The organism is Hydrogenophaga sp., from assembly GCF_030158645.1.
GTDB lineage: Bacteria > Pseudomonadota > Gammaproteobacteria > Burkholderiales > Burkholderiaceae_C > Hydrogenophaga.
Window position 1 is genome coordinate 1 of the sequence record NZ_JAOASO010000013.1, and the last position, 23,418, is coordinate 23,418.

28 protein-coding genes are annotated in these 23,418 nt (G+C 66.6%); 17 read left to right on the plus strand and 11 right to left on the minus strand.

The genetic code is table 11. From position 1 onward, the window contains the following. Together Q1W68_RS00660 and Q1W68_RS00665 are read right to left on the minus strand one after the other, a co-directional pair. A partial coding sequence (locus Q1W68_RS00660; protein WP_300715426.1) for a helix-turn-helix domain-containing protein occupies positions 1 to 241 on the minus strand: 241 nt, incomplete at its 3' end. A gap of 106 nt (positions 242 to 347) precedes the next feature. After that, positions 348 to 1,541 carry an acyl-CoA dehydrogenase gene (locus tag Q1W68_RS00665; protein ID WP_300659827.1) on the minus strand — a complete coding sequence of 398 codons (1,194 nt, stop codon included), beginning with the start codon at positions 1,539 to 1,541 and terminating at the stop codon, positions 348 to 350. Positions 1,542 to 1,644: 103 nt separating this feature from the next. Between Q1W68_RS00665 and Q1W68_RS00670 the strand changes: the two genes are divergently transcribed. Both Q1W68_RS00670 and msrA read left to right on the plus strand, forming a co-directional pair. Then, a complete protein-coding gene (locus tag Q1W68_RS00670) occupies positions 1,645 to 2,535 on the plus strand; it encodes a LysR family transcriptional regulator (protein ID WP_300654521.1) in 891 nt (296 codons plus the stop codon). A 61-nt stretch (positions 2,536 to 2,596) separates the two neighbouring features. Beyond that, a complete protein-coding gene (gene msrA / locus Q1W68_RS00675) occupies positions 2,597 to 3,133 on the plus strand; it encodes a peptide-methionine (S)-S-oxide reductase MsrA (RefSeq protein ID WP_300715427.1) in 537 nt (178 codons plus the stop codon). 18 nt (positions 3,134 to 3,151) lie between these two features. Here msrA and Q1W68_RS00680 read toward each other — a convergent pair whose 3' ends face one another. The 4 genes from Q1W68_RS00680 to aztA form a co-directional block, all read right to left on the minus strand. Further along, positions 3,152 to 4,030, minus strand: coding sequence for an EamA family transporter (locus Q1W68_RS00680; protein WP_300654526.1), 879 nt, complete (start codon positions 4,028 to 4,030; stop codon positions 3,152 to 3,154). A gap of 97 nt (positions 4,031 to 4,127) precedes the next feature. Next, positions 4,128 to 5,066 (minus strand): metal ABC transporter substrate-binding protein, encoded by a 939-nt coding sequence (locus Q1W68_RS00685; RefSeq protein WP_300659824.1) that lies wholly within the window; start codon positions 5,064 to 5,066, stop codon positions 4,128 to 4,130. Between the two features lie 14 nt (positions 5,067 to 5,080). Continuing rightward, entirely contained in the window at positions 5,081 to 5,989 is a 909-nt protein-coding gene (locus Q1W68_RS00690) for a metal ABC transporter permease (RefSeq protein WP_300654531.1), read from the minus strand. Further along, complete coding sequence (gene aztA, locus Q1W68_RS00695) at positions 5,986 to 6,777, minus strand: zinc ABC transporter ATP-binding protein AztA (RefSeq protein WP_300654533.1); 792 nt, start codon at positions 6,775 to 6,777, stop codon at positions 5,986 to 5,988. Before aztA ends, Q1W68_RS00690 begins: the two co-directional genes overlap by 4 nt. Positions 6,778 to 6,866: 89 nt before the next feature. Here aztA and Q1W68_RS00700 point away from each other — a divergent pair, with 89 nt between their 5' ends. Genes Q1W68_RS00700 through Q1W68_RS00725 form a run of 6 tightly spaced genes read left to right on the plus strand, consistent with a single transcriptional unit; the run spans position 6,867 to position 11,025 of the window. Next, on the plus strand, positions 6,867 to 7,364 hold the full coding sequence (locus Q1W68_RS00700) for a Fur family transcriptional regulator (protein WP_300654534.1): 498 nt from the start codon (positions 6,867 to 6,869) through the stop codon (positions 7,362 to 7,364). Next, entirely contained in the window at positions 7,361 to 8,017 is a 657-nt protein-coding gene (locus Q1W68_RS00705) for an ATP-binding cassette domain-containing protein (protein ID WP_300654536.1), read from the plus strand. Before Q1W68_RS00700 ends, Q1W68_RS00705 begins: the two co-directional genes overlap by 4 nt. Further along, the gene (locus Q1W68_RS00710; protein WP_300654539.1) at positions 8,014 to 9,237 is read left to right on the plus strand and encodes an FtsX-like permease family protein; all 1,224 of its coding nucleotides are present in this window, start codon (positions 8,014 to 8,016) and stop codon (positions 9,235 to 9,237) included. Before Q1W68_RS00705 ends, Q1W68_RS00710 begins: the two co-directional genes overlap by 4 nt. A 4-nt stretch (positions 9,238 to 9,241) precedes the next feature. Further along, a complete protein-coding gene (locus Q1W68_RS00715; RefSeq protein ID WP_300654542.1) occupies positions 9,242 to 9,481 on the plus strand; it encodes a hypothetical protein in 240 nt (79 codons plus the stop codon). Between the two features lie 32 nt (positions 9,482 to 9,513). Beyond that, positions 9,514 to 10,050 carry a DUF3299 domain-containing protein gene (locus Q1W68_RS00720; protein WP_300654545.1) on the plus strand — a complete coding sequence of 179 codons (537 nt, stop codon included), beginning with the start codon at positions 9,514 to 9,516 and terminating at the stop codon, positions 10,048 to 10,050. A gap of 18 nt (positions 10,051 to 10,068) precedes the next feature. Then, positions 10,069 to 11,025: an AEC family transporter gene (locus Q1W68_RS00725; RefSeq protein WP_300654546.1), complete on the plus strand. Its 957-nt coding sequence runs from the start codon at positions 10,069 to 10,071 to the stop codon at positions 11,023 to 11,025. Positions 11,026 to 11,031: 6 nt separating this feature from the next. Here the strand turns inward: Q1W68_RS00725 and Q1W68_RS00730 are convergent, their stop codons facing one another. Next, on the minus strand, positions 11,032 to 11,490 hold the full coding sequence (locus tag Q1W68_RS00730; RefSeq protein WP_300659821.1) for an NINE protein: 459 nt from the start codon (positions 11,488 to 11,490) through the stop codon (positions 11,032 to 11,034). Beyond that, entirely contained in the window at positions 11,487 to 12,017 is a 531-nt protein-coding gene (locus Q1W68_RS00735) for a GNAT family N-acetyltransferase (RefSeq protein ID WP_300715428.1), read from the minus strand. The genes Q1W68_RS00730 and Q1W68_RS00735 overlap by 4 nt, the downstream gene beginning before the upstream one ends. Before the next feature lie 186 nt (positions 12,018 to 12,203). Between Q1W68_RS00735 and rpsP the strand changes: the two genes are divergently transcribed. The 6 genes from rpsP to Q1W68_RS00765 all read left to right on the plus strand — a co-directional run bounded on the left by rpsP (position 12,204) and on the right by Q1W68_RS00765 (position 16,101). Beyond that, the gene (gene rpsP / locus Q1W68_RS00740; RefSeq protein ID WP_300647900.1) at positions 12,204 to 12,464 is read left to right on the plus strand and encodes a 30S ribosomal protein S16; all 261 of its coding nucleotides are present in this window, start codon (positions 12,204 to 12,206) and stop codon (positions 12,462 to 12,464) included. 16 nt (positions 12,465 to 12,480) lie between these two features. Beyond that, the gene (gene rimM, locus Q1W68_RS00745) at positions 12,481 to 13,080 is read left to right on the plus strand and encodes a ribosome maturation factor RimM (protein WP_300647903.1); all 600 of its coding nucleotides are present in this window, start codon (positions 12,481 to 12,483) and stop codon (positions 13,078 to 13,080) included. A 9-nt stretch (positions 13,081 to 13,089) separates the two neighbouring features. Further along, positions 13,090 to 13,866, plus strand: a complete 777-nt coding sequence (gene trmD / locus Q1W68_RS00750) for a tRNA (guanosine(37)-N1)-methyltransferase TrmD (RefSeq protein WP_300647906.1) — start codon at positions 13,090 to 13,092, stop codon at positions 13,864 to 13,866. A 143-nt stretch (positions 13,867 to 14,009) separates the two neighbouring features. Next, the gene (gene rplS, locus Q1W68_RS00755) at positions 14,010 to 14,375 is read left to right on the plus strand and encodes a 50S ribosomal protein L19 (protein WP_069048777.1); all 366 of its coding nucleotides are present in this window, start codon (positions 14,010 to 14,012) and stop codon (positions 14,373 to 14,375) included. Between the two features lie 75 nt (positions 14,376 to 14,450). Further along, on the plus strand, positions 14,451 to 15,128 hold the full coding sequence (locus Q1W68_RS00760) for a CoA pyrophosphatase (protein ID WP_300647910.1): 678 nt from the start codon (positions 14,451 to 14,453) through the stop codon (positions 15,126 to 15,128). Positions 15,129 to 15,171: 43 nt separating this feature from the next. Then, positions 15,172 to 16,101, plus strand: a complete 930-nt coding sequence (locus Q1W68_RS00765) for a CobD/CbiB family protein (RefSeq protein WP_300647913.1) — start codon at positions 15,172 to 15,174, stop codon at positions 16,099 to 16,101. Between the two features lie 18 nt (positions 16,102 to 16,119). Here the strand turns inward: Q1W68_RS00765 and rsgA are convergent, their stop codons facing one another. From rsgA to Q1W68_RS00780, 3 genes are read right to left on the minus strand one after another with little or no spacing between them, the layout of a single operon-like run. Continuing rightward, positions 16,120 to 17,067 carry a ribosome small subunit-dependent GTPase A gene (gene rsgA / locus Q1W68_RS00770; RefSeq protein WP_300647916.1) on the minus strand — a complete coding sequence of 316 codons (948 nt, stop codon included), beginning with the start codon at positions 17,065 to 17,067 and terminating at the stop codon, positions 16,120 to 16,122. Continuing rightward, complete coding sequence (locus Q1W68_RS00775; protein WP_300647918.1) at positions 17,067 to 17,387, minus strand: 4a-hydroxytetrahydrobiopterin dehydratase; 321 nt, start codon at positions 17,385 to 17,387, stop codon at positions 17,067 to 17,069. The genes rsgA and Q1W68_RS00775 overlap by 1 nt, the downstream gene beginning before the upstream one ends. Positions 17,388 to 17,395: 8 nt before the next feature. Further along, positions 17,396 to 18,661: a M48 family metallopeptidase gene (locus Q1W68_RS00780; protein ID WP_300647920.1), complete on the minus strand. Its 1,266-nt coding sequence runs from the start codon at positions 18,659 to 18,661 to the stop codon at positions 17,396 to 17,398. A gap of 128 nt (positions 18,662 to 18,789) precedes the next feature. Here Q1W68_RS00780 and orn point away from each other — a divergent pair, with 128 nt between their 5' ends. The 3 genes from orn to Q1W68_RS00795 all read left to right on the plus strand — a co-directional run bounded on the left by orn (position 18,790) and on the right by Q1W68_RS00795 (position 23,389). Continuing rightward, positions 18,790 to 19,368: an oligoribonuclease gene (orn, locus tag Q1W68_RS00785; RefSeq protein ID WP_300648293.1), complete on the plus strand. Its 579-nt coding sequence runs from the start codon at positions 18,790 to 18,792 to the stop codon at positions 19,366 to 19,368. Positions 19,369 to 19,453: 85 nt separating this feature from the next. Beyond that, entirely contained in the window at positions 19,454 to 21,049 is a 1,596-nt protein-coding gene (locus tag Q1W68_RS00790) for an inorganic phosphate transporter (protein WP_300647922.1), read from the plus strand. 366 nt (positions 21,050 to 21,415) lie between these two features. Next, the gene (locus Q1W68_RS00795; protein WP_300647925.1) at positions 21,416 to 23,389 is read left to right on the plus strand and encodes a DEAD/DEAH box helicase; all 1,974 of its coding nucleotides are present in this window, start codon (positions 21,416 to 21,418) and stop codon (positions 23,387 to 23,389) included. The last annotated feature ends 29 nt before the right edge of the window (positions 23,390 to 23,418 follow it).

A 23,418-nucleotide genomic window follows, 5' to 3' on the forward strand; every position in this document is an offset into this window, starting at 1 on the left:
CGCGCACCACCGCCTTGAACAGTTCTTCCTTGCTCGGGAAGTACAGGAAGAGGGTTCCCTTGGAAACGCCCGCCATGGCGGCGACCTCTTCCACCCGGGTGGCGGCAAAGCCTTTTTCAACAAACAGTGTGAGCGCTGCATCCAGCAGCTCCCCCGGCCGCGCCTGTTTGCGGCGGGTCCGGCGCTGCGGTGCGTCCGGGTCTGCGGCGAGGCGGGGGTCTGAGGCGGGAGTCAGGGGCATGCGGCTGGTTTTAATGACCGGTGGGTTATTAAATATACCCCACACCCCATCTGCCCACCGTGTCCCGCGGGTAAAGCCTTGGCAAACGGGGCGGTGCCCCGCCGCTTCAGGAAAATGCCTGGATGCCGGTGATGGCGCGGCCCAGGATGAGCGCGTGGATGTCGTGCGTGCCTTCGTAGGTGTTCACCACTTCCAGGTTCACCAGGTGGCGCGCCACGCCGAACTCGTCGCTGATGCCGTTGCCACCCATCATGTCGCGTGCCAGCCGCGCGATGTCCAGCGCTTTGCCGCAGCTGTTGCGTTTCAAGATCGAGGTGATCTCCACCGCCGCCGTGCCTTCGTCCTTCATGCGGCCCAGGCGCAGGCAGCCCTGCAAGCCCAGGCTGATCTCGGTCAGCATGTCGGCCAGCTTCTTCTGGATCAGCTGGTTCGCAGCCAAGGGGCGGCCAAACTGGTGGCGGTCCATCACGTACTGGCGGGCACGGAAATAGCAGTCCTCGGCCGCACCCAGCGCACCCCAGGCGATGCCGTAGCGCGCACTGTTCAGACACGTGAACGGGCCCTTCAAGCCACGCACCTCGGGGAAGGCGTTCTCTTCGGGGCAGAACACGCCGTCCATCACGATCTCGCCGGTGATGGAGGCGCGCAGGCCGACCTTGCTGTGGATGGCCGGGGCGCTCAGACCCTTCATGCCTTTGTCGAGGATGAAGCCGCGGATCGAACCTTCGTCGTCCTTGGCCCAGACCACGAACACATCGGCGATCGGGCTGTTGCTGATCCACATCTTGCTGCCCGAGATGCTGTAGCCGCCGGCCACTTTCTTGGCGCGTGTCACCATGCTGCCCGGGTCGGAGCCGTGGTTGGGTTCGGTCAGGCCGAAGCAGCCGATCCACTGGCCGCTGGCGAGTTTGGGCAGGTACTTCTGTTTCTGTTCTTCGGTGCCGAACTCGTTGATGGGCACCATCACCAGCGAGCTCTGCACGCTCATCATGGAGCGGTAGCCCGAGTCCACGCGCTCGACCTCGCGCGCCACCAGGCCGTAGCAGACGTAGTTCAAACCACTGCCGCCGTAGACCTCGGGGATGGTGGGGCCCAGCAGTCCGAGTTCACCCATTTCGCGAAAGATCGCCGGGTCGGTCTTTTCGTGGCGGAAGGCCTCGGTCACACGCGGCAGCAGCTTTTCCTGGCAGTAGGCGTGGGCCGCATCGCGCACCGCGCGCTCATCGTCCGTGAGCTGGGCGTCCAGGTGGAAGGGGTCTTCCCAGCTGAAACTGGCTTTGGCTTTGATGGGGGAAAGCATGGTCGGTGTCTCCGGTTGTTGGGGGGCAATGCGTGCATTGTCTGCCGCTCAAGAATACCTGTCTAATATCGAATAGGTATCCGTCCATACAGGAAAGCTATTCATGGAATTCCGCCACCTGCGCTATTTCCTCGTGTTGGCCGAAGAACTGCATTTCGGCCGGGCCGCGCAGCGCCTGGCCATCACCCAGCCGCCGCTGTCGCTCAACATCCAGCAGCTTGAAGCCTCGGTGGGCGCGCAGCTCTTCACACGCAACAGCCGCGGCGTGCAGCTCACCGCCGCCGGGCAGGCGTTCGTACCGGCCGCGCGATCGCTGCTGGACCAGGCGGGCCTGGCCGCGCGGGAGGCTCGCGAGGTGTCGCAGGGCATGCTGGGCAGTTTGCAGATCGGTTTTGCCGGCACCGTGCTTTACCGGGGGTTGCCGCAAATCCTTCAAGGCTTCGCGGTGGACCACCCCAAGCTGCGCCTGGTGCTGCGCGAACTGAGTTCGAGCGACCAGCTGATCGACCTGATGCACGAACGGCTGGACATCGGCTTCGTGCACACCACGCGCGTGCCGGCCGGCTTCTCGCAGATCCTGGTGTCCAGCCAGCCGTTCGTGGCCTGCCTGCCGGTCGACCATGCGCTGGCGAAGCGCAAGCGCTTGTCGTTGGCGCGCCTGCAGGGCGAGCCGTTTGCGGTGGTCTCGCGCGCTGTCTCGCCCGACTACCACGAGCGCATCCTCGGTCTGTGCGCCGACGCGGGCTTTTCGCCCGAGATCCGGTTTGAGTTGCGCCACTGGCTCAGTGTGGTGTCCATCGTGTCGCAGGGGTTGGGCTGCGCGCTGGTGCCGGCCGCGCTGCAGCAGGCCGGGCTGCCCGGCGCGGTGTTCGTGCCGCTGGATGTGGACACGCCGCCTTATGAAACCCACTGCCTGTGGAAAACCGACAGAGACCAGGCCGCGCTGGGGGCATTCCTGGGCGCGGTGCGTGGCTTTGCCCAACCACTACAGTGAGGCGTTGAAAGAAACCGGCGCCGGCAACGACCGATGCAGGTCCACACACATGGAGAGAACGATGAGCGACAGACAGGTTCTGGTTTTGGGCGGTGGCTGCTTCTGGTGCACCGAGTCGGTGTACGTGGGGGTCAAGGGCGTGACCGACGTGGAGTCGGGCTACAGCAACGGCCACGTGAAGCAGCCGAGCTACGAGGCGGTGTGCACCGGCACGACCGGGCACAACGAAGTGGTGCGGCTGGAGTACGACCCGGCGCAGATCAGCACGCGCGAGATCCTGGAGATCTTTTTCCTGATCCACGACCCGACCACGCTGAACCGCCAGGGCAACGACGTGGGCACGCAGTACCGCAGCGGTATCTACTTCACCACGCCCCAACAGGCGGAGGTGGCGCGGGACCTGATCGACGAGCTGACCGGCGACAAGGCGTTTGGCAAACCCATCGTGACCGAGGTGGTGCCGCTGGACAACTACTCGGCCGCCGAGGCCTACCACCAGGATTTCTTCGAGCGCAACCCCAACCAGGGCTACTGCATGATGGTGGCGGCGCCCAAGGTGGCGAAGTTTCGCAAGACCTTCGCGCGTCTGGCGAAGTAGTGTCTCAAGGCCCTGGATTCAGGCCCGTTTGAGCCGGGCCTGCGCCAGCGGCCAGCAGACGATCACGGCCAGGCCCAGCAGCACCAGCGCCGCAGCACCGAGCTTCCACGGTGGCAAGGTTTCGCCCAGCGACAGTGCCGAAGCGCCCATGCCGAACACCGGGATCAACAAGGCCAGAGGCGTCACCGTGGCGGCCGGGTGTCGCGCCAGCAGCCAGTTCCACACGCCGTAGCCAAACAGCGTGTTGCCCACGGCCTGCCACAGCACGCTGACCCACACCAGACCGCTGGCTTGTTCAACCGAGGTGCGCATGAGCGTTGGCCCCTCGATGAACCACGACAGGGCGAACAGCGGGGGTACCGCAAAAAGGCTGCTCCACACCATGAAGTGCAGCATGTTCACCGGGCCGAGCGACTTCACCACCAGGTTGGCGAGCGACCAGAAGAACGCTGCGCTGAGCACCGTGCCGATGCCCAGCAGCGTGACCGTGGCGTCGAGGTGGGCCGCAATCACGCCCAGGCCGCAGATCGCGAGCAACAACCCGGCGATCTGGAAGCCGCGCACGCGCTCGCCCATGAGCCAGAGCGACAGGCCGATGGTGAAGAACACCTGCAGCTGCACCACCAGCGAGGCCAGACCCGGCGAGATGCTGCTGCGCATGGCCAGAAACAGCAGGCCGAACTGGCCCACGCCCAGCAGCACGCCGAAGGCCGCGATCTTGTGCCAAGGCGCCGTGGGCCGGGGAATGAAGAGCAACCAGGGCAGGGCGGAGAGCGCGAATCGCAGCGTGGCGAGCAGGAACGGCGGCAAGCCGTCCAGTCCCCAGCGGATCACCACGAAGTTGGTGCCCCAGACGAAAACCACCGAGAGGGCGAGCAGGAGGTGGGTGGTGGGCAAGGATCGGTCCGCGGTGGAGGGTGGGGCGCCAGTGTAGCCACGTGCATCCCAGGCAACGGCCACCGCGCAGTCTGTCAGGCGACAGCGCGGGCGGCGCTCACTCGCCGCGCACGGCGGTGGTGAGCGCGCGCGTGTTGAAACGCATCATGTCGATGTAGGTGGGTGCGGCGCCGTCCGCAGCCGAGAGGGAGTCGGAGAACAGCTCTCCCGACGGTTTCACGCCGGTCTCGCGGCCGATCTGATCGATCAGGCGCGGATCGGCAATGCGCTCGACGAACAGGGCCTTGATCTGCTCCTGTTTGATCTGGCGCACCAGCCGGGCCACACCCTTGGCCGACGCTTCGCTCTCCGTGCTCACGCCTTGCGGGGCCAGGAACTTCACGCTGAAGTCGCGCGCGTAGTAGCCAAAGGCGTCGTGCGAGGTGATCACCTTGCGCTGGGCGACCGGGATCGGTGCCCAGGCCGCGCGGATCTCGCGGTCCAGCGCGTCCAGCTTCGCCACATAGGCCCTGGCGTTGCGGTCGTACACGTCACACGCCGCTGCGTCCGCGCGGCACAGGCCCTGGGCGATGTTTTTCACAAACACCTTGGCGTTGCCCACGCTCTGCCAGGCGTGGGGGTCCGTCTCGCCGTGGTCGTGGGCGCCGTGCGCGTGACCTTTCTTCTCCTCGTGACCGGCTTCCTTCATCGGCTCGATGCCCTGGCTGACCACGACTTGCTGTCCCTTGTAGCCGGCGGTCTTGAGCAGGCGGCTCATCCAGCCCTCAAACCCCAGGCCGTTGGAGAACACCACCTGCGCCTGTCCGACCAGCCGCGCCTGCGCAGGCGTGGGCTGGAACACGTGGGCGTCGCTGCCGGGGCCCACCAGCACGTGGACCTGGACCCGGTCACCACCGACCTGGCGCACCAGATCGCCCAGGATGCTGAAGCTGGCCACGGCCTGGATGGGGGCCTGGGCCTGGGCCGACCAGGCGGTGAGGGCCAGCGTGGCGAAAGCGAGGAGGGCGCGGCGTGGAAAGCGCGTGGTGGGGAACATGGTGGTCTTTCGGTTCAGGCCTGGAGGTGGAGGGACTGGGGGCGCTGGTGACGCAGCAGGCCGTGCGGCCCGAACACCAGCGAGAAGAGGTAGGCGCTGCCCAGGCTGAGCACGATCACCGGCCCGGTGGGCCAGTCGGCGTGGTAGGAGACCAGCAGGCCCACCACGCAGGCCAGCAGGGCGAACAGCACGGCCAGGCCCAGCAAGGCGCTCAGGTGGCGCACCCAGAAGCGCGCGGTGGCGGCGGGCAACACCATCATGCCGACCGACATCAGCGTGCCCAGGGCGTGAAAGCCGGCCACGAGGTTGATCACCAGCAGGGCCAGAAAGCCGTAATGCGCCACCGGGCTCCAGCGGCTGTGGCCGCGCAGAAAACCCGGGTCCAGGCAGTCCAGCACCAGCGGGCGGTGGAGCACGCGCAGCGACACCAGGGTGATCAGGGCGATGCTGCCCAGCAGGGTGAGCGCAGCGCTGTCCAGTGCCAGCACGGTGCCGAACAGCACATGCAGCAGGTCCACGCTGTTGCCGCGCACCGAGACGATCAGCACCCCCAGTGCGAGCGACAACAAATAAAACGCGGCCAGGCTGGTGTCTTCGCGCAGCACGGTGTTGCGCGCCACCAGGCCCGAGCCCACCGCCACCGCCAGGCCGGCGACGATGCCGCCGAAGGTCATGGCGCCGAGCGACAGGCCGGCCACCAGATAGCCGATGGCCGCGCCGGGCAGGATGGCGTGGGCCATGGCGTCGCCGGTGAGGCTCATGCTCCGCAGCATGAGAAACACGCCGACCGGCGCGGCGCTCACCGCCAGGGCCACGCAGCCCAGCAAGGCGCTGCGCATGAAGCCAAATTCCACGAACGGCCCCAGCCACAGGTGAGCCCAGAGGAACTGCGTGGTGGCGTCGGCGGCGTCCAGCGGGGTCATGCCGAGACTCCATGGCGGTGTGCATGGGTGCTGGCCGGAGCGCACAGGGTCGCGTCGTCGTCAAACGGTTCCTGCATGCGCAGCGCGCGTTGCCAGTGGGCCGGCGTCAACACCTCGCCCGTGGCACCCCAGGCCACCGGCTCGCGCGCCAGCAGCAGTGTCTGGGGGAAGTGCGCACGCACCTGCGACAGATCGTGCAGCACCGCCACCACGGTTTTGCCCTGCACGTGCCAGCGGTGCAGCAAGGCCAGCAGGTCGTCGGTGGTGCGCTGGTCCACCGCGGCAAAAGGTTCGTCGAGCAGCACCACGGGCGCGTCTTGCAGGATCAGGCGGGCAAACAGGGCGCGCTGCATCTGGCCGCCCGAGAGCGTGTCGATGCTGCGCCGCTCGAAACCCAGCAGACCCACGGCGTCCAACGCGCGGTGGCAGCTTGCGTGGTGTGCCGGCGTGAAGCGGCCCAATGCACCCACCTCGTGCCACAGACCCAGCATCACGAGCTCCTGCACCGACATGGGAAAGCTGCGGTCGATGCCGCTGTGCTGCGGCAGCCAGGCCACGCGGTGGTGTTCGAGGCCCTCGACCCGGCCCTGGATGGGCCGCAACCGACCCGCCATGGCCTTGACCAGCGTGGACTTGCCGGCGCCGTTGGGCCCCACCACCGCCACGAGCGAACCCGGGTCGATGGTGATGGACAGGTGGTGCACGGCCGGGTGTTGCTCGTAGCCCAGCGTGAGGTTGCGCAGCGCGATGGCCGGGGGGCTGCTGGCGGCGGCGGGGTGGGCTTGCACGGGGTTCCTTGGGGCGGCGATAATGCAACTGAATTGCGGTAGCAGGCATCATAACGCAACCCAGTTGCGATAAAGCGAAGACGTGTCCCTTGAACCCACGCACACCCAAAGAACCCCTGGGCGTTCCGCCCGAGATCCAGTCCCGCCTGGAGAAGGCCGGGCTGCGCCGCACGCTCGCCACCCGCGCCGTGCTCGGTCTGTTCCTGGCCCGCCCGCCCGGCGGCCTGACGCACGCGCAGGCGCTGGCGTCGCTGACGGCGCGCGGCCTCGACATCAACCGCGTCACGCTCTATCGCCTGCTGGACCGCCTGGCCGCCTGCGGCGTGCTGCAACGCCAGGCCGACGACGCGCGCACCTGGCACTTCAGCCTGGCGTTGATTTCGCCGCCAGGGCAGGAAGAGGGTGCCCCGCCGCGATTTGAATGCGATGCCTGCCATCGGCAGTTCCACCTCACCGATGCCAGCGAGCCCACGCGCGCCGTGACGCACGACCTGTTTGCGGCGCTGGCGCGCCTCGGCCACCAGGGCAACCGGGTGGACGTGTCGATCCACGGCACCTGCGCGGGCTGCGCGGGGTCAGACGCATGATCCAGAGCCGCGGGTTGCGGTTCGCCTACCCGGGTGCCGAGCCGCTGTGCTTTGCGGATGTGTCGGTGGCGCAGGGCGGCACGCTGCTGTTGCGCGGCCCTTCGGGCAGCGGCAAGTCCACCTGGCTCGCGTTGGCCAGTGGCCTGCTCACGCCCACCGAGGGTGAGGTGGTGGTGGGCGGCCAGTCGGTGGGCGTGTTGGCCGCCGCCGCGCGTGATGCCTGGCGCGCACGGCACATCGGTTTTCTGCCGCAGAAGCTGCACCTGAGCGAAGCCTTGTCGGTGACCGACAACCTGGGGCTGGTGTTTTTTGCCGCTGGCTTGCCGCAGGACAAGGCCGCGGTGGCCCATGCCCTGCAGGCCCTCGACCTGGCGCCCCTGGCCGCGCGCAAGCCGGCACAACTCTCGGGCGGACAGGCCCAGCGCGTGGCGCTGGCCCGCGCGCTGTTGCTGCGCCCCAGCGTGATCCTGGCCGACGAGCCCACCGCCAGCCTCGACGACGCGGCGTGCGCGGCTGCGGTCGACCTGCTGCGCGGCTGCGCGAGCGAGCTCAACGCCACCCTGGTGATCGCCACGCACGACGCGCGGGTGGTACAGGCGCTGCCACAGGCCAGCGTGCTCGCGTTCGACATCGCTGTGCCGGTGGCCGCATGAACGTGTTCGGTCTCTCGTGGCGCTACCTGTGGTCGCGCCCGCTGGCCACCGCGCTCAACCTGCTGCTGCTGGCGCTCGGCCTGGCGTCGATCGCGTTCGTGCTGATCGCGCGCGACCAGATCGACCGCGCGTTTGAACGCGACCTGGCCGGCATCGACGTGGTGGTGGGCGCCAAGGGCAGCCCCATGCAGTTGATCCTCGCGGGCGTGTTCCACCTCGACGTGCCGCCGGGCAACATCCCGCTGGCCGAGGTGCAGCGGCTCGCGCAGCACCCGCAGGTGGGCAAACTCATCCCCCTGAGCCTGGGCGACAACCTGCAGGGTTTCCGCATCGTGGGCACCACGACCGACTACGCCGCGCACTACGGCGCGCAACTTGCGCAAGGGGCGCTCTGGTCAACGCCGATGCAGGCGGTGCTCGGCGCCCAGGTGGCCAGTATCACCGGGCTGCAACCGGGCCAGGCGTTTGAAGGAGCGCACGGTCTGGGCGCGGGCGGCGCCATGCACGGCGAAACGCCCTACACCGTGAGCGGTGTGCTCGCACCGTGCGGCTGCGTGCTCGACCGGCTGGTGCTCACCGCCACCGAATCGGTCTGGCAGGTGCACGACGACATGCACGCGGGCGACCAGATGGACGCGGCCGAGCGCCTGGAACTCGCCGAGGCATTGGCCGAGGAACGCGAGGTGACGCTGGCGCTCATCACCTACAACACGCCCCTGGCGGCGGTGAGCTTCCCGCGCCTCATCAACAGCACCACGTCGATGCAGGCCGCTGCGCCGGCGTTGGAGATCACACGTCTGCTGTCCATGGTGGGTGTGGGCACGCAACTGCTCCAGGGTCTGGGTGCCGTGCTGCTGGGCGTGGCCGCGCTCTCGGTGTTCATCGCGCTGTGGAGCGCGGTGCGCGAGCGCCGGGGCGACCTCGCCATGCTGCGCATGCTGGGTGCACCCGCCACGCGCGTGGGCCTGCTGCTGCTGTGCGAGGCCCTGTGGCTGGCGGCGCTGGCCTGTGTGCTCGGTCTGCTGGCGGCGCACGGTCTGGCGGCGTTGCTCGGTTCCCTGTTGATGGACAGCCAGTCGCTGGCCATCAACGCCTGGTCATGGGTCCCTGGCGAAGCCTGGGTGCCTGTGCTGGCCTTGGGCGTGGCGGTGGTGGCGGCGCTGGTGCCGGTTGTCAGTGCCTACCGTGTCGATGTTTCCCAACTTCTCAACTCGAGGTGATCCCATGAAAAAAACCGTTCTGTTCCTGTCCGCCGTGCTCCTGTGCGCCTCCGCCATGGCCCAACACTCCGACCAGGAAGTGAAAGAAGACATCCAGCGCCACCGCGGCATGGCCGCTGCGCACGAAGGCGCGGCCAAGTGCCTGGAGGCCGGGAAAGGTGAAAAAGTCTGCATGGCGGAACTCCAGGCGGCCTGCAAGGGTCTGGCTCTGGGCAAGTACTGTGGCATGCGCCACGCCCACTGACATCCCGTGCATCCACCCAGGAGCCTGAGCCGATGCGAACCTTCTTCACTGGCCTGTGGCTGAGCAGTGTTCTGGTGGCCGGCGTGTCCGCGCAGACGCTGAGCTCACCGCTGCCGCCGGACACCCCGCAGCCTTCGGGTTCGGCTTTGCCGCACGGGCAGGGCGCCGGCGTGCACAGCCCGCTGAGTCCGTTTGCGCCGCTGCCCAAACGCACCGACGTGGTGGCGTGGTCCACACTGACCGACATCACCACCAAGGTCGAGAAAAAGCGCATCGTGCCGGTGTACCCCGCGCCGGTGGCCGCGCTCCACCAGAAAACGCTGCGCCTGCAGGGCTTCATGATGCCGCTGGAACCCGGCGAAAACCAGCGCCACTTCCTGCTGGCGTCGGTGCCGCTCACCTGTGGTTTCTGCACCCCGGGCGGGCCCGAGAGCATGGTCGAAGTGCGCACCAAGACGCCGGTGAAATACAAGCTGGAAGCGGTGGTGGTTGAAGGCACCTTCCACGTGCTGCAGAACGATCCCTACGGCCTGTACTACCGCATCACCAACGCCGTGGGCGTGCCCTAGCGCGGCTACCATCGGCGGGTGAACTTTGCTGCCCACCCCGCCGTCGCGTCCCTCACCCCCGTCTTTTTGCTCATGGCCATCGGCTTTCTTGCCGGGCGGCTGCAGTGGATCCGCGACGCCTCGGTGAAGGACCTCTCCAACCTCGTGTTTCTGGTGCTGATCCCGGCGCTGCTGTTTCGCACCATGAGCGCGGTGCGCTTCGAAGAACTCGACCTGAGGCCGGTGCTGGCCTATTTTCCCGCGGCGCTCTTGCTGCTGGCCGCGTCGATCGCGTGGCGCGGCTTCAACCGCACCAGCGTGGTCATGGCCATGGCGGGGGTGTTTTCCAACATGGTCATGATCGGCATCACGCTGGTGGAACTGGCCTACGGCAAGGCCGGGCTGGTCACGCTGCTGACGCTCGTGTCGGTGCACGCGCTCATCCTGTTGACCACCGGATCCATCGTGCTGGAGCTGGCGGTGGCGCGCGAGGCCCGCGCGGGTGGTGAGCGTGCGCCCCACCTGTGGCAGACCGCGTTCTCGGCCATCAAGGGGGCGCTGATCCACCCGATTCCCCTGCCCATCATCAGCGGTCTGCTGTTCTCGCAAACCGGCCTGACGCTGCCGGCGGTGATCGACAAGCCGCTGCTGCTGCTGGGCAACGCCTTTGGTCCGCTGTCGCTCGTGTTGATGGGCGTGACGCTCGCCAGCACCCCTTTGAGAGGTCACCTGCGCGACGCGCTGTGGATCACCGTCTCCAAGAACCTCGTGTTGCCCGTGATGGTGGGCCTGAGCGCCTGGGCGATGGGGATCACCGGTCTGCCCCTGACCGTGATCGTGGTCGCCGGCGCGCTGCCCATCGGGGCCAACGTGTTCCTGTTCGCCCAGCGCTACGACGCTGCCCAGGAACTCACGACCGCCAGCATGGGCATGACCACGCTGGTGTCGCTCTTCACGCTGAGCTTTTTCATGCTGGCCATGTCGTGGATCAACTGATCACCGTCATTGGCTGATCTTTCGGGCCTCTTCGATCTGGTATTCAAAGTAACGCTGGATGCCAAACGCCAGGGTGCCCATGAAGGCCACGGTGCCCATGAGCAGCGCGAGCACCAGCGTGCCGATGGTGAGCCAGTGCGTGGCGCCGGCGTTGGCATCCACCGGCAGCGTCGGGTTGAACCAGCGGTTCCACTTCTCGCGATCGGTGAGCGCGTACACGATGCCGGTGAGGCAACTGGCGGCAATCGTCATGCCCAGCAGCGGGATCAGCACCCACGAGAGCTTGTCGTCCTGACCGTAGGTCAGCACACGGTCCACACCCCACCAGCCCAAGGCCGCAGGGATCGGGTGCAGCCAGCCGATCCAGTCGCCCAGACCGCGCAGGTAAAAACGGTGCAGCCCAAGCGTGCCCCCCAGCACCGCCAGCACCGCGGCCAGCGTCTTGTTCTTGCCGCGGCCGGTCACGCGGCACTTTCAGGCGGTGTGGTGTCACCGACACCCAGCGTTTTCTGCATCAGCACGATGTCCAGCCAGCGGTCGAACTTCCAGCCGCAGGACTGCACCACGCCCACCGTCTCGAAGCCCAGCGCCTTGTGCACGCCGATCGAACCGGCGTTGGCCGAGTCGCCGATCACGGCCATGACCTTGCGCACGCCACTGCGCTCCAGCGCAGCCATCAGCTCGGCCAGCAGTGCACGGCCAAGGCCCTTGCCGTGCGCGGCCGGGTCCATGTAGATCGAGTCTTCCACCGAAAAGCGGTAGGCTGGTCGGGGCTTGAACCAGTTGCCGTAGGCAAAACCCACGACCTGGCCGCCGTCTTCGACCACCAGCCAGGGCAGGCCTTTGGACAACACGTCGGCGCGCCGCGTGGTCATGTCGGCCAGGCTGGGCGGGGTGGTCTCGAAGGTGCCGGTGCCGTGCAGCACGTGGTGGCCGTAAATGCGGGTGATGGCATCGAGATCGTCTTCTCGGCTGGGGCGGATCGTGGGCATGGGATGTTTCAGAACGAGCAGGGTGGAGTCTGTGAGCTTCGGGGTCAACAGACGGGCTATAATCGCGGGTTTCGTGGCGTTTCGCTGGCCGGGTGGTCAGTCGTGTGTCTCAAGCGCTGCAATCAAGCGGATCGAAAGATCCAGTGATGTGCCAATTTCGGCACCTCTCCACCCGAAGGATAAATCATGGTCGTCATTCGACTCTCCCGCGGCGGCTCAAAGTCCCGTCCTTTCTACAACATCGTTGTCGCTGACAAGCGCAACCGCCGCGACGGCCGTTTCATCGAGCGCATCGGCTTCTACAACCCCTTGGCACGCGGTGGCGAAGAGCCGCTGCGCATCGCCCTGGATCGCCTGACCTACTGGACGAGCGTGGGTGCCACCCCGTCCGACACGGTCGAGCGTCTGGTCAAGCAAAACGCCGCCAAGGCCGTTGTCGCGGCCTGATCCTGCTGACCCCACGGTGAGCAACCCCGCGTCCGGCGCCTTCACGGCGTCGTCCCTCCCGGCCGACGCCGTCGAGCTGGGCCGAGTACAGGACGCGTGGGGCATCAAGGGCTGGGTTCGCATCCTGCCCTACAGCGCCGACACCTCGGCGCTGATCGCCTCCTCCCAATGGTTCCTGGAGCCGCCCGAAGCCCGCTTCGCGCGCGGCTTTTCGGCGTTTTCGGGTTGCGTGAGCATCGGCCTTGCCGAGGTCAAGCCCCACACCGACGGTCTGGTGGCCCAGATCGAAGGCGTGAACGACCGCAATTCGGCCGAAGCGCTCAAGGGTGTGCGCATCTACCTGCCGCGCAGTGCCTTCCCGGCCACACCCGAAGGCGAGTACTACTGGGTCGACCTGATCGGCCTGGACGTGGTCAACCGCGAAGGCGTGCACCTGGGCGTGGTTCGCGACCTCATGGCCACCGGCCCCAACGCCGTGCTGGTGCTCGAATACACCGATACCGTCGACGGCGTGGAGCAAACGGCCGAACGCATGATTCCGTTTGTCGCGGCCTACATCGACAACGTGGACAAGGCGGCACGCCGCATCACCGCCGACTGGCAAACAGACTATTGATACGTCCTGATGCGCTTCGACGTCATCACGCTGTTTCCCGAACTGTTTGCGCCGTTTCTGCAACACGGCATCAACCGACGCGCGTTTGAAGCCGGGCTGGTCGACGTTCACCTCTGGAATCCGCGCGACTTTGCCGAAGGCAATTACCGCCGTGTGGACGACCGTCCGTTCGGGGGTGGCCCAGGCATGGTCATGATGGCCGAGCCGCTGTGGCAGTGCTTGCAGGCGGTGCGCGCGGAACGCGGTGAGTCCGAAGACGCCCGTGCGCCAGTCGTTTTGTTTTCGCCCATTGGCGAAGCCCTCAACCACACCGGTGTCGAGCGCTGGTCTGCCAGCCAGGGCGCCGTGCTGCTGTGCGGCCGCTACGAGGGCATCGACCAGCGTTTCATCGACGCCTGTGTCGACCAGCAGATCAGCCTGGGTGATTTCGTGCTCTCGGGCGGCGAGATTGCCGCCATGGCGCTGCTCGATGCGGTGGCACGCCTGCAGCCCGGCGTGCTGAGCGACGAAGGCAGCCACCAGCAGGACAGTTTCAACCCTGCGCTGGACGGCCTCCTCGACAGCCCACACCACACGCGCCCCGAAATCTGGCACGGTCCCCAAGGACCGATGCCGGTGCCCGAGGTGCTGCTGGGCGGTCACCACGAACGCATTGCCCGCCACCGGCGCGAGCAGAGTTTGCTGGTCACGGCCCGCCAAAGGCCCGACCTGTTGACCCGTGCCCGGGAGCAGGGTTTGCTCGACGCCGCCGACCAAAGTTTCCTGCGAGCGCAGGGCTTGCTATAATCCAAGGCTTTTCGATCCTCTACCGGCCGCCGCGACCGGGTCAGCCCGCAACCCCAGCAGATCTTCTGCAACAGGTTGGACAGGGCCCCTGCCGGATTCGTGGCCTTTAGTGCAGCGCGGGAATGATCGACGAACAGGAAACCATGAACCTCATCCAGACCCTTGAGCAAGAAGAAATTGCTCGCCTCGGCAAAGTCATTCCGCCGTTCGCCCCCGGCGACACGGTGATCGTCAGCGTGAACGTGATCGAAGGCACCCGCAAACGTTTGCAGGCCTACGAAGGTGTGGTGGTCGCCCGCCGCAACCGTGGCTTGAACTCCAGCTTCATCGTTCGCAAGATCTCCAACGGTGAAGGCGTCGAGCGCACCTTCCCGCTGTACAGCCCGCTGATCGCCAAAATCGAAGTCAAGCGCCGCGGTGATGTGCGCCGTGCCAAGCTGTACTACCTGCGCGACCGCAGCGGCAAGTCGGCACGTATCAAGGAAAAGCTGGGCGCCAAGGCTGCATAAGCCTTCGTGTGCCTCGCCATCAAAAAGCCGCTCCCTGGAGCGGCTTTTTTGCGTCTGGCCTATGCTCTGCGACCCATGACCCAACTGTTGCCTGTTTTCGATCCCCGCCTGGTGCCCATCGTCAACGCAGAGGAGATCACGCACCCTGCGCACCCCGAACGCCTCACGGCCCAAGGTTTGCGCCAGTTGTTCGCCAACCCGCCAACATGGACACCCGAGCTGGTGCGCGAGATCAAGTTCGCCGACCGGGTGCCAGCCCATGCGGCTGTGATGCTGCCGCTGGTGATGCGCGACGAGCTCACCTTGCTGCTCACGCAACGCACCGCCCACCTTTCCACCCATTCGGGCCAGATCGCCTTGCCCGGCGGCAAGATCGACCCCACCGATGCCGACCCCACCGCCGCGGCATTGCGAGAAACCTTTGAAGAGATCGGCATTCCACCCGAGCGCATCGAGGTGCTGGGCACGTTGCCTGTGTATGTCACGGGCACCTCGTTCATCGTCACGCCGGTGGTCGGGCTGGTGCAGCCGGGGTTCGAGCTCGTGCCCAATCCTGACGAGGTGGACGATGTATTTGAGGTGCCGTTGTCCTTCCTCATGAATCCGCGGCACCACCGCCGGCACGCGTTCGACTTCGAGGGTGTGGTGCGCGAGTGGTATTCCATGCCCTATCAGGACGGTGACCAGGAGCGCTTCATCTGGGGCGCCACCGCGGGCATGCTGCGCAACTTTTACCGGCTGCTCAGCGCCTGAGTGGCCCCGCTGCCTGCGCTGTGCAGGCCACTATGATCGACCCATGGGTTTTTTCGCCATCCTCATCGCCTTGCTTCTGGAACAGGCCCGTCCACTGGCCTACGACAACGTGGTGCACGCCGCGCTGCGCGGTTGGTCGCGCACGGTTCGCCGCAACCTCGACGCGGGCGAGTCGTCGCACGGGTGGGTGGCCTGGTCGCTGGCTGTGGGTGTGCCTGCGCTCACCGTGGCGCTCGTGCACTGGGGTCTGTGGTGGTTCAGCTCGGTACTGGCCTTCGCGTGGATGGTGGCGGTGCTCTACGTGACCTTGGGCTTTCGCCAGTTCAGCCACCACTTCAGCGAGATCCGCAACGCGCTCGAAGAGGGCAACGACGCGCTGGCGCGTGAGAAGCTCGCCGCCTGGCTTCGGGTGGACGCCTCCACCCTGCCGCGCAGCGAGCTGCTGCGCCAGGTGATCGAGCACTCGGTGCTCTCGGCGCACCGCCATGTGTTCGGTGTGTTGGTGTGTTTTGTGGTGTTCTGGGCCTTGGGCCTGGGGCCAGCGGGTGCGGTGTTCTACCGCTCGGCCGAGTACCTGTCGCGCAACTGGCGTGCGCGCCCAGACGGCACGCCGAGCGTGGCATTGCAACGGACCGCCGCCAGGGCCTGGGCCTTCGTCGACCACGTGCCCGCTCGCGTCACGGCACTGGGCTTCGCGGTGGTGGGCAACTTCGAAGAGGCCGTGGCCAGCTGGCGCGGCGACGCCGAACGCTTCGCACCCGGGAGCAACGGGGTGGTGCTGGCCGCCACCTCGGGGGCGCTCAACGTGCGCCTCACGCCGCAGCCCGATCCCCTGGTGGTGCCCGAAGAAGGCGACCCCGGCAGCCGGCCCGAGCCGCAACTGGCGCACCTCGGCAGCGTGGTGGGGCTGGTGTGGCGCGCGGTGGTCCTGTGGATGCTGCTGCTCGCGCTGGTCACGCTTGCGCGTTTCTGAGCGAGCTCAGTACTTGCCTCAGTACTTGCGTTTGTCGGAGAGCTCGGCGAACAGCTCGCGGTAGAGGCGGTAGCGGTTCTCGCTGATCGCCAGCGGATCGCCCCCGGTCACCTCCGCGTCCCCCGTCTGCACATGCGCCACCACCGCACAGCCCGGCTCGTGCAGGTGGGTGCAGTTGTAGAAGCGGCAGCTGCCCAGCGTGGCGTTCAGGTCGGGCATCAGGTGCGCGAGCTGCATGGGTTCGATGTGGTTCAGGCCGAACTCCTGGAACCCGGGTGAGTCGATCAGCGCGGTGGTGCGGGCTTCGTCCACCCAGTACCAGGAGGTGCTGGTGGTGGTGTGTTTGCCAGAATTCAGCGCGCGAGAAATCTCGCCGGTGAGCGCCTTGGCCGTGGGCACGAGCCGGTTCACCAGGGTGCTCTTGCCCACGCCCGAGGGCCCGAGCACCAACGTGCGCTGGCCCGCCAGGCGCTGTTGCAGCGCGTCCAGGCCATCGTCACCACCGGCATCCTGGCCTTCGGCCTTGAGTCGCAGCGGCATCACCTTGCAACCCATGCGGCGGTAGGGGTCGAGCCGCGCCCAGGCCCGGTCAAACGCGGGCTGCAGGTCGCTCTTGTTGAGCACGATCAGCACCTCGATGCGCTCGGCCTGCGCAGCGATCAGTGCTCGCGTCAACTGGCTCTCGGAGAATTCGGGGTCGGCGGCCACCAGCACCAGCACCTGGTCGAGGTTGGCCGCAAACGACTTGGTGCGCATCTCGTCCTGGCGGTAGAACAGGTTGCGCCGCTCGTTCACGCGTTCGATGCTGCCTTCGTCGCCGGTGATCTGCCATTGCACCTGATCACCCACCACCACCGGGTTCTTCTTGCCCCGCGGGTGGCAGATGCGGCGTTCGCCGTCGGTGCTTTCCACCATGCAGTGGCGACCGTGGGCCGCCACGACCAGCCCGGTTTGCAGTTCGGCCATCAGGCCTTCTGCAGTGCGTCCACCGCACCCGCGCAGTGGAAGTCGCTCAACGAGATGCCGCCCACGTCGTGCGTGTTGAAGCGCACCGTGCAGCGGCTGTAGCCCAGGGCCAGGTCGGGGTGGTGGTCTTCGCGGTGGGCGATCCAGGCCACGGCGTTCACGAAGGCCATGGTTTCGTGGAAATTGGCGAAGGTGAAGGCCTTCTCCAGCGCACCGTCGATCAGCTTCCAGCCCGGCACGGACTCGCCGTTGAGCTGGGTGAGCTGGCTCACGATTTCGGTGGCCGACAGGGCCCGGCGGTTCTGGTGGATGGGGTTCATGAATGTGTTCAGACAGCGGCCTGCAGGCGCGACAGGCGCTCACTGGCAGGTGGGTGGGAGTAATAGAAGCGGGCGTACACCGGATCGGGTGTGAGTGTGCTGGCGTTGTCTTTGTAGAGTTTGAGCAGGGCGCTGGCCAGATCGGGCCCGTTGGTGTGTTCCACGGCGTAGGCGTCGGCCTCGAACTCGTGTTTGCGCGAGAGCTGTGCCATCAGCGGCGACAGGAAGAAGGTCAACAGCGGCACGACCATCATGAACAGGATGAGGGCCAGCGCGTTGTTGGGCGTGTCCAGCGAGGGCATGACGCCCAACCCTGTGAAGAACCAGGCTTGACTGGACAGCCAGCCCAGCAGCGCAAAACCCGCCAGGCTGAGCGAGAACATCAGCACGATCCGCTTGATGATGTGGCGGCGTTTGTAGTGACCGAGTTCGTGCGCCAGCACCGCGTCGATCTCTTCGGGGCTCAATTGCTTGAGCAGGGTGTCGAAGAACACCACGCGCTTGGCTGCACCGAAGCCTGTGAAATAGGCGTTGGCGTGGGCGCTGCGCTTGCTGCCGTCCATCACGAACAGGCCCTTGGCCGCGAAGCCGCAGCGCTGCATCAGGGCGTTCACACGGGCCTTGAGGGATTCGTCGGCCAGCGGCTCGAACTTGTTGAACATCGGCGCGATCACCGTGGGGTAGAACACGAGCGCGAGCAGGTTGAAGGCCATCCACACGCCCCAGGCCCACAGCCACCACCCTGGGCCGGCCGCGCCCATGAGCCACAGCACCAGCGCGGCGATGGGCAGACCCACCAGCGCCCCCACCAGCGCACCTTTGATCAGATCACCCAGCCACAGCGACGTGGTCATTTTGTTGAACCCGAAGCGCTCTTCGATGCGGAAGGTGGCGTACCAGCCCAGCGGCAACGTGATCAGGCCGCCGATCACCGCAAACGAGCCCAGCAGCGCCAGTTGCTGCACCATGCCGCCGCCCAGGAACGCGAGCAGTGCCTGGTTGAGCCAGTCCAGGCCACCCAGGAGCGTCCAGCAAAGCAGCAGGGCCGCGTCGATGGCGATCTCCAGCAGACCGAAACGTGTTTTGGTGATGGTGTAGTCGGCGGCCTTTTGGTGGGCCGTCGTTGAAATCGTGTCGCTGAACGCGGGCGGCACGGTGCCTCGGTGGCGCGCCACGTGCCGGATCTGTCGACTCGCGAGCACGGTGCGGGTGATCAGACCGAGCACCAGCAGGGCGCAGAAGAGGGCGGTGAAGGTGAGCGAAGCGGTGTCCATGGGGTGCGAGTCTATCGAAGAGCGCCTGCGCCAGACGCTCCGAGGGCCATGCCCAGCCCTTGCCCGTCCGGGGCATTCGGCCGATCGGTGAAAATCGCGGGATGACTTCAGCCCCCAACCCGGCCAACATGGCCCCGGCGCCCGCCGCCATCGACACCCCCACCCTCGCCAAAAGCGACCAGAACCTGGTCTGGATCGACTGCGAGATGAGCGGACTGGATCCCGAGAAGGAACGCCTGCTGGAGATCGCGGTGATCATCACCGGCCCGAACCTCACGCCGCGCATCGAAGGCCCGGTGCTGGTGATCCACCAGAGCGACGCGGTGCTGGGCGCCATGGACAACTGGAACAAGGGCACACACGGCAAGAGCGGCCTGATCGACAAGGTCAAGGCCAGCACCGTGACCGAAGAGCAGGCACAGGCCGAGCTGCTGGCCTTCATCGGCAAGTACGTGCCGCGCAGCGGGTCGCCCATGTGTGGCAACACCATCAGCCAGGACCGCCGCTTCCTCGTGAAGTACATGCCCAAGCTGGAGGCGTACTTTCACTACCGCTGCCTGGACGTCAGCACGCTCAAGGAGCTGGCCAAACGCTGGCGGCCCGAGGTGTACGACGCCTTCAAGAAGCACCAGAAGCACACCGCGCTGGCCGATGTGCACGAGTCCATCGACGAGCTGGAACACTACCGCACGCACTTCCTGCGCTGAGCGCAGCGGCCCTTCGCGCTGGTCTTTCCGCGCGAGGTCGCCCCTGATCAACATGACAGAATCGTGACATTCACGCGAGATTCACATGCCCAAAAAAGCCCGTAGCCGCTTCATCTCCAAGCACCAGGAGGCCCTGCAACTGGGCGCTGCGGTGCTGTTCCTGATCCTGGTGGGCGTGTATGCCTCGCTCACCGGCGCCTCCACCGTGGGCCTGACCTCCTCGGCGGTGTGGCTGCTGATCGTGGCGGCCAGTGTGGGCGCCTACATGGCCATGAACATCGGTGCCAACGACGTGGCGAACAACATGGGACCGGCCGTGGGCTCGGGCGCCATGACCATGGGCTGGGCCATCCTGGTGGCCGCCGTGTTCGAGGCGCTGGGCGCGATCGTCGCCGGTGGCGACGTGGTCGGCACCATCAAGGGCGGCATCATCGATCCCGCCGCCATCAACGACCCCGCGTTGTTTGCCTGGGTCATGTTCTCGGCCCTGCTGGCCGGTGCACTCTGGTTGAACCTGGCCACGGCGGTGGGCGCGCCGGTGTCCACCACCCACTCCATCATCGGCGCCGTCATGGGCGCCGGCATTGCGGCGGGCGGGTGGGGCCTGGTGAACTGGGACACCATCGGCGCCATCGTCATCAGCTGGGTGATCTCGCCGTTGATGGGTGGCGCCATGGCGGCAGGTTTTCTCTACCTCATCAAGCGCAGCGTGACCTACCGCAGCGACAAGACCGAGGCCGCCAGCCGTGTGGTACCGGTGCTCATCTCGCTCATGGTCTGGGCCTACACCACCTACATGTTGCTCAAAGGGGTGAGCCAGCTGGTCAAGATCGGTTTCCTGACCGCCCTGGTCATCGGTTTCGTGGTGTCCGTGGTCGTTTGGTGGCTGATCCGCAAGCCGATCGCGCGCATGGCCAACCGCCAGGACAACAGCAAGGACGGCGTCAACCGCCTGTTCACCTGGCCGCTGATCTGCTCGGCCGCCCTGCTGAGTTTTGCGCATGGTGCCAACGACGTGGCCAACGCCATCGGGCCGCTGGCCGCCATCTACGAAGCGGTGAAAGAGGGCGCCATTGCCACCAAGGCGGGCACGCCGCTGTGGGTCATGGTGCTCGGTGCCCTGGGCTTGTCGGTCGGTCTGGCACTCTACGGCGCGCGCCTGATCCGCACCGTGGGCAAGGAGATCACCGAGCTCGACAACATGCGTGCCTACTCCATCGCCATGTCGGCCACGCTCACCGTGATCGTTGCCTCGCAGCTCGGCATGCCGGTGTCCACCACGCATATTTCCATTGGCGCGGTGTTCGGCGTGGGGTTCCTGCGCGAACTGCTCAAGGTGAACTACGCCAAGATGGAAGCGGTGGTGTTCGCCGGCCATCAGGGTGCCGACCGCGCCGAGGTCGAGGCCTACCTGCACCGCTTCGAAGCGGCCGAGGTGCAGGAGAAAAAACGCATGCTCGCCGAGATGAAGCAGCGCACCAGGCAACGCCAGGCGACCGAAACCGCTGAGGGCGCCCTGCTGGCCAAGAGGGAGCAGCGGGCCATGAAGAAGGCGATCAAGAAAGAGATCGTCAAGCGCTCGGCCGTCATGCGCATCGTGGCGGCGTGGATCGTCACCGTGCCCGCCACGGCGGTGCTCGCTGCGGTGCTTTTCTACATCGTCAGGGGTGTTCTCAGCTGATGGCGAAAAAGAGTTCAGGGTTTTCCCTGAAAATCGGGCTATAATCAGCGGCTTCGCAGGCAACTGCGATGATTTGTGCATCTGCCTCACACACAGGCCCCCCGATTGCAACGGTGGCGCAGTCCCTGAAAAGACCGCAACACCCGCCAAGCTCCTCAGAGCCTGGCCCAACGGATGGGGACCATTCGCTCCCAGCGTCACCGGAATTTTTCCAGGCTGACCGAAGGCGCGTAGACCGTTTGATGGTTGATGTTTTGTAACCACGAACGGATCTAGCGCCATGGAGCGGCCACCCCACTGCGGGTCGGCTGATCTTCCCAGCGTCTTCATTCGATCAATTGCGCATTTTTTGGCGCATGGACGAACATGAGCGACTCTTTTGAAACGATGGGCGAATTCACGCCTGAAACACTCTCCGCCGACACCGACGCAGAGATCATTTCCACCACCGACACCGTCGAGGCCGCAGCACCTGAAGTGCCCGCAGGCCCCAACGGCTTCCAGCTGCTGGGTCTCGCACCCGAGCTGGTGCAAGCCTGTGCCGATCTCGGCTACGTGCAGCCCACCCAGGTGCAGAACAACGTCATCCCCAAGGCCATGCTGGCCCAGGGCGAAGCGCGTTTTGCCGACCTGATGGTCTCCAGCCAGACCGGCAGCGGCAAGACCGCCGCCTTCCTGCTGCCCGTGTTGCACACCCTGCTGCAGCAGCGCGCCGATGCCGACGCCAAGGAACGCGCCGAGCGCGAACGCCTGACCGCCGAAGCCCTGGCCCGCGGCGAAGCGCCGCCCAAGGCGCCCAAGCGCAAGGACCCGACCAGCTCGCGCAACTTCAAGGCCGCCACCCCCGGCGCCCTGATCCTGTGCCCCACGCGCGAACTCGCCCAGCAGGTGGCCAACGACGCCATCGACCTGGTGCGCCATTGCCGTGGCCTGCGCGTGGCCAACGTGGTGGGCGGCATGCCTTACCAGTTGCAGATCGCCAAGCTGCAGAACGCCGACCTCGTGGTGGCCACCCCTGGCCGTCTGCTGGATTTGCAGCGCTCGCAGCAGCTCAAGCTCGACCAGGTGCAGTTCCTGGTGGTTGACGAAGCCGACCGCATGCTCGACCTGGGCTTCTCCGACGACCTGGCCGAAGTCAACGACCTCACCAGCCAGCGCCGCCAGACCATGATGTTCAGCGCCACGTTTGCGCCGCGCATCCAGCAGCTCGCCATGCGCGTGATGCACGAGAACGGCAAGCACGTTCAAAAGGTGCAGATCGACAACCCGCAAGAGCAGCACGCCAACATCAAGCAGGTGCTGTTCTGGGCCGACAACGCCGACCACAAGCGCAAGCTGCTCGACCATTGGCTGCGCGACGCCGGCATCAACCAGGCCATCGTGTTCGCCAGCACCCAGATCGAGTGCGACGGCCTGGCCAACGACCTGCAGCAAGAAGGCTTCTCGGCCGTCGCGTTGCACGGTGCCCTGAGCCAGGGCATCCGCAACCGCCGCCTGATGGCGCTGCGCGCCGGCCAGGTGCAGATCCTGGTCGCCACCGACGTGGCCGCCCGCGGCATCGACGTGCCCACCATCACCCACGTCTTCAACTTCGGCCTGCCGATGAAGGCCGAGGACTACACGCACCGCATCGGCCGCACCGGCCGTGCCGGCCGCGATGGCCTGGCCATCACGTTCGCCGAGCTGCGCGACCGCCGCAAGATCTTCGACATCGAGGCTTACACGCGCCAGCGCATCAACGTGGAAACCGTGACCGGCCTCGAGCCACGCCAGCGCGCGCCGCAAAACGAGGCCTTCGGCCGCGGCGGCCGCCCGGCTGGCCGCTCGAACGACCGCTTCGGTGGCAACGACCGCTTTGCCGGCAACAACGACCGCCGTGGCCCAGCGCCACGTTTCGAAGCCCGCAACGAGGCACCCCGCGTGGACCACAGCCGCCCCGGCACGCGCTTTGACCCGCGTTTCGAAGGCCGTGCCGAGCCACAGCGCCCGGAAGGTCGCTTCGACAACCGCGGTGAAAACCGTTTCGGTGACCGTGGTGACAACCGCGGCGAGAACCGTGGTGATGCCGGTGGCTACCGCCCCGACACGCGCCCCGCTGCTGGCCGCAACTTTGCCGACCGCGCCCCGGCGCGCCCCGGCTTCGGCCCCAAGCCCGGTGGCTTCAACAGCTTCGGCCGCAGCGACAAGCCCATGGGTGACCGTGGTGGCGATCGTGGCGCAGAGCGCGGCGGCTTCAGCGACCGTGGCAACGCCGAGCGCGGCGCCATGCGCGGTGAATTCGCACCGCGCCGCCCTGAAGGCGCACCGTCGCGCCCCATGGCCCGTCGCAGCCCGCGTTGATCCTGCTCAGGCCTCCACCGCCTGATCAA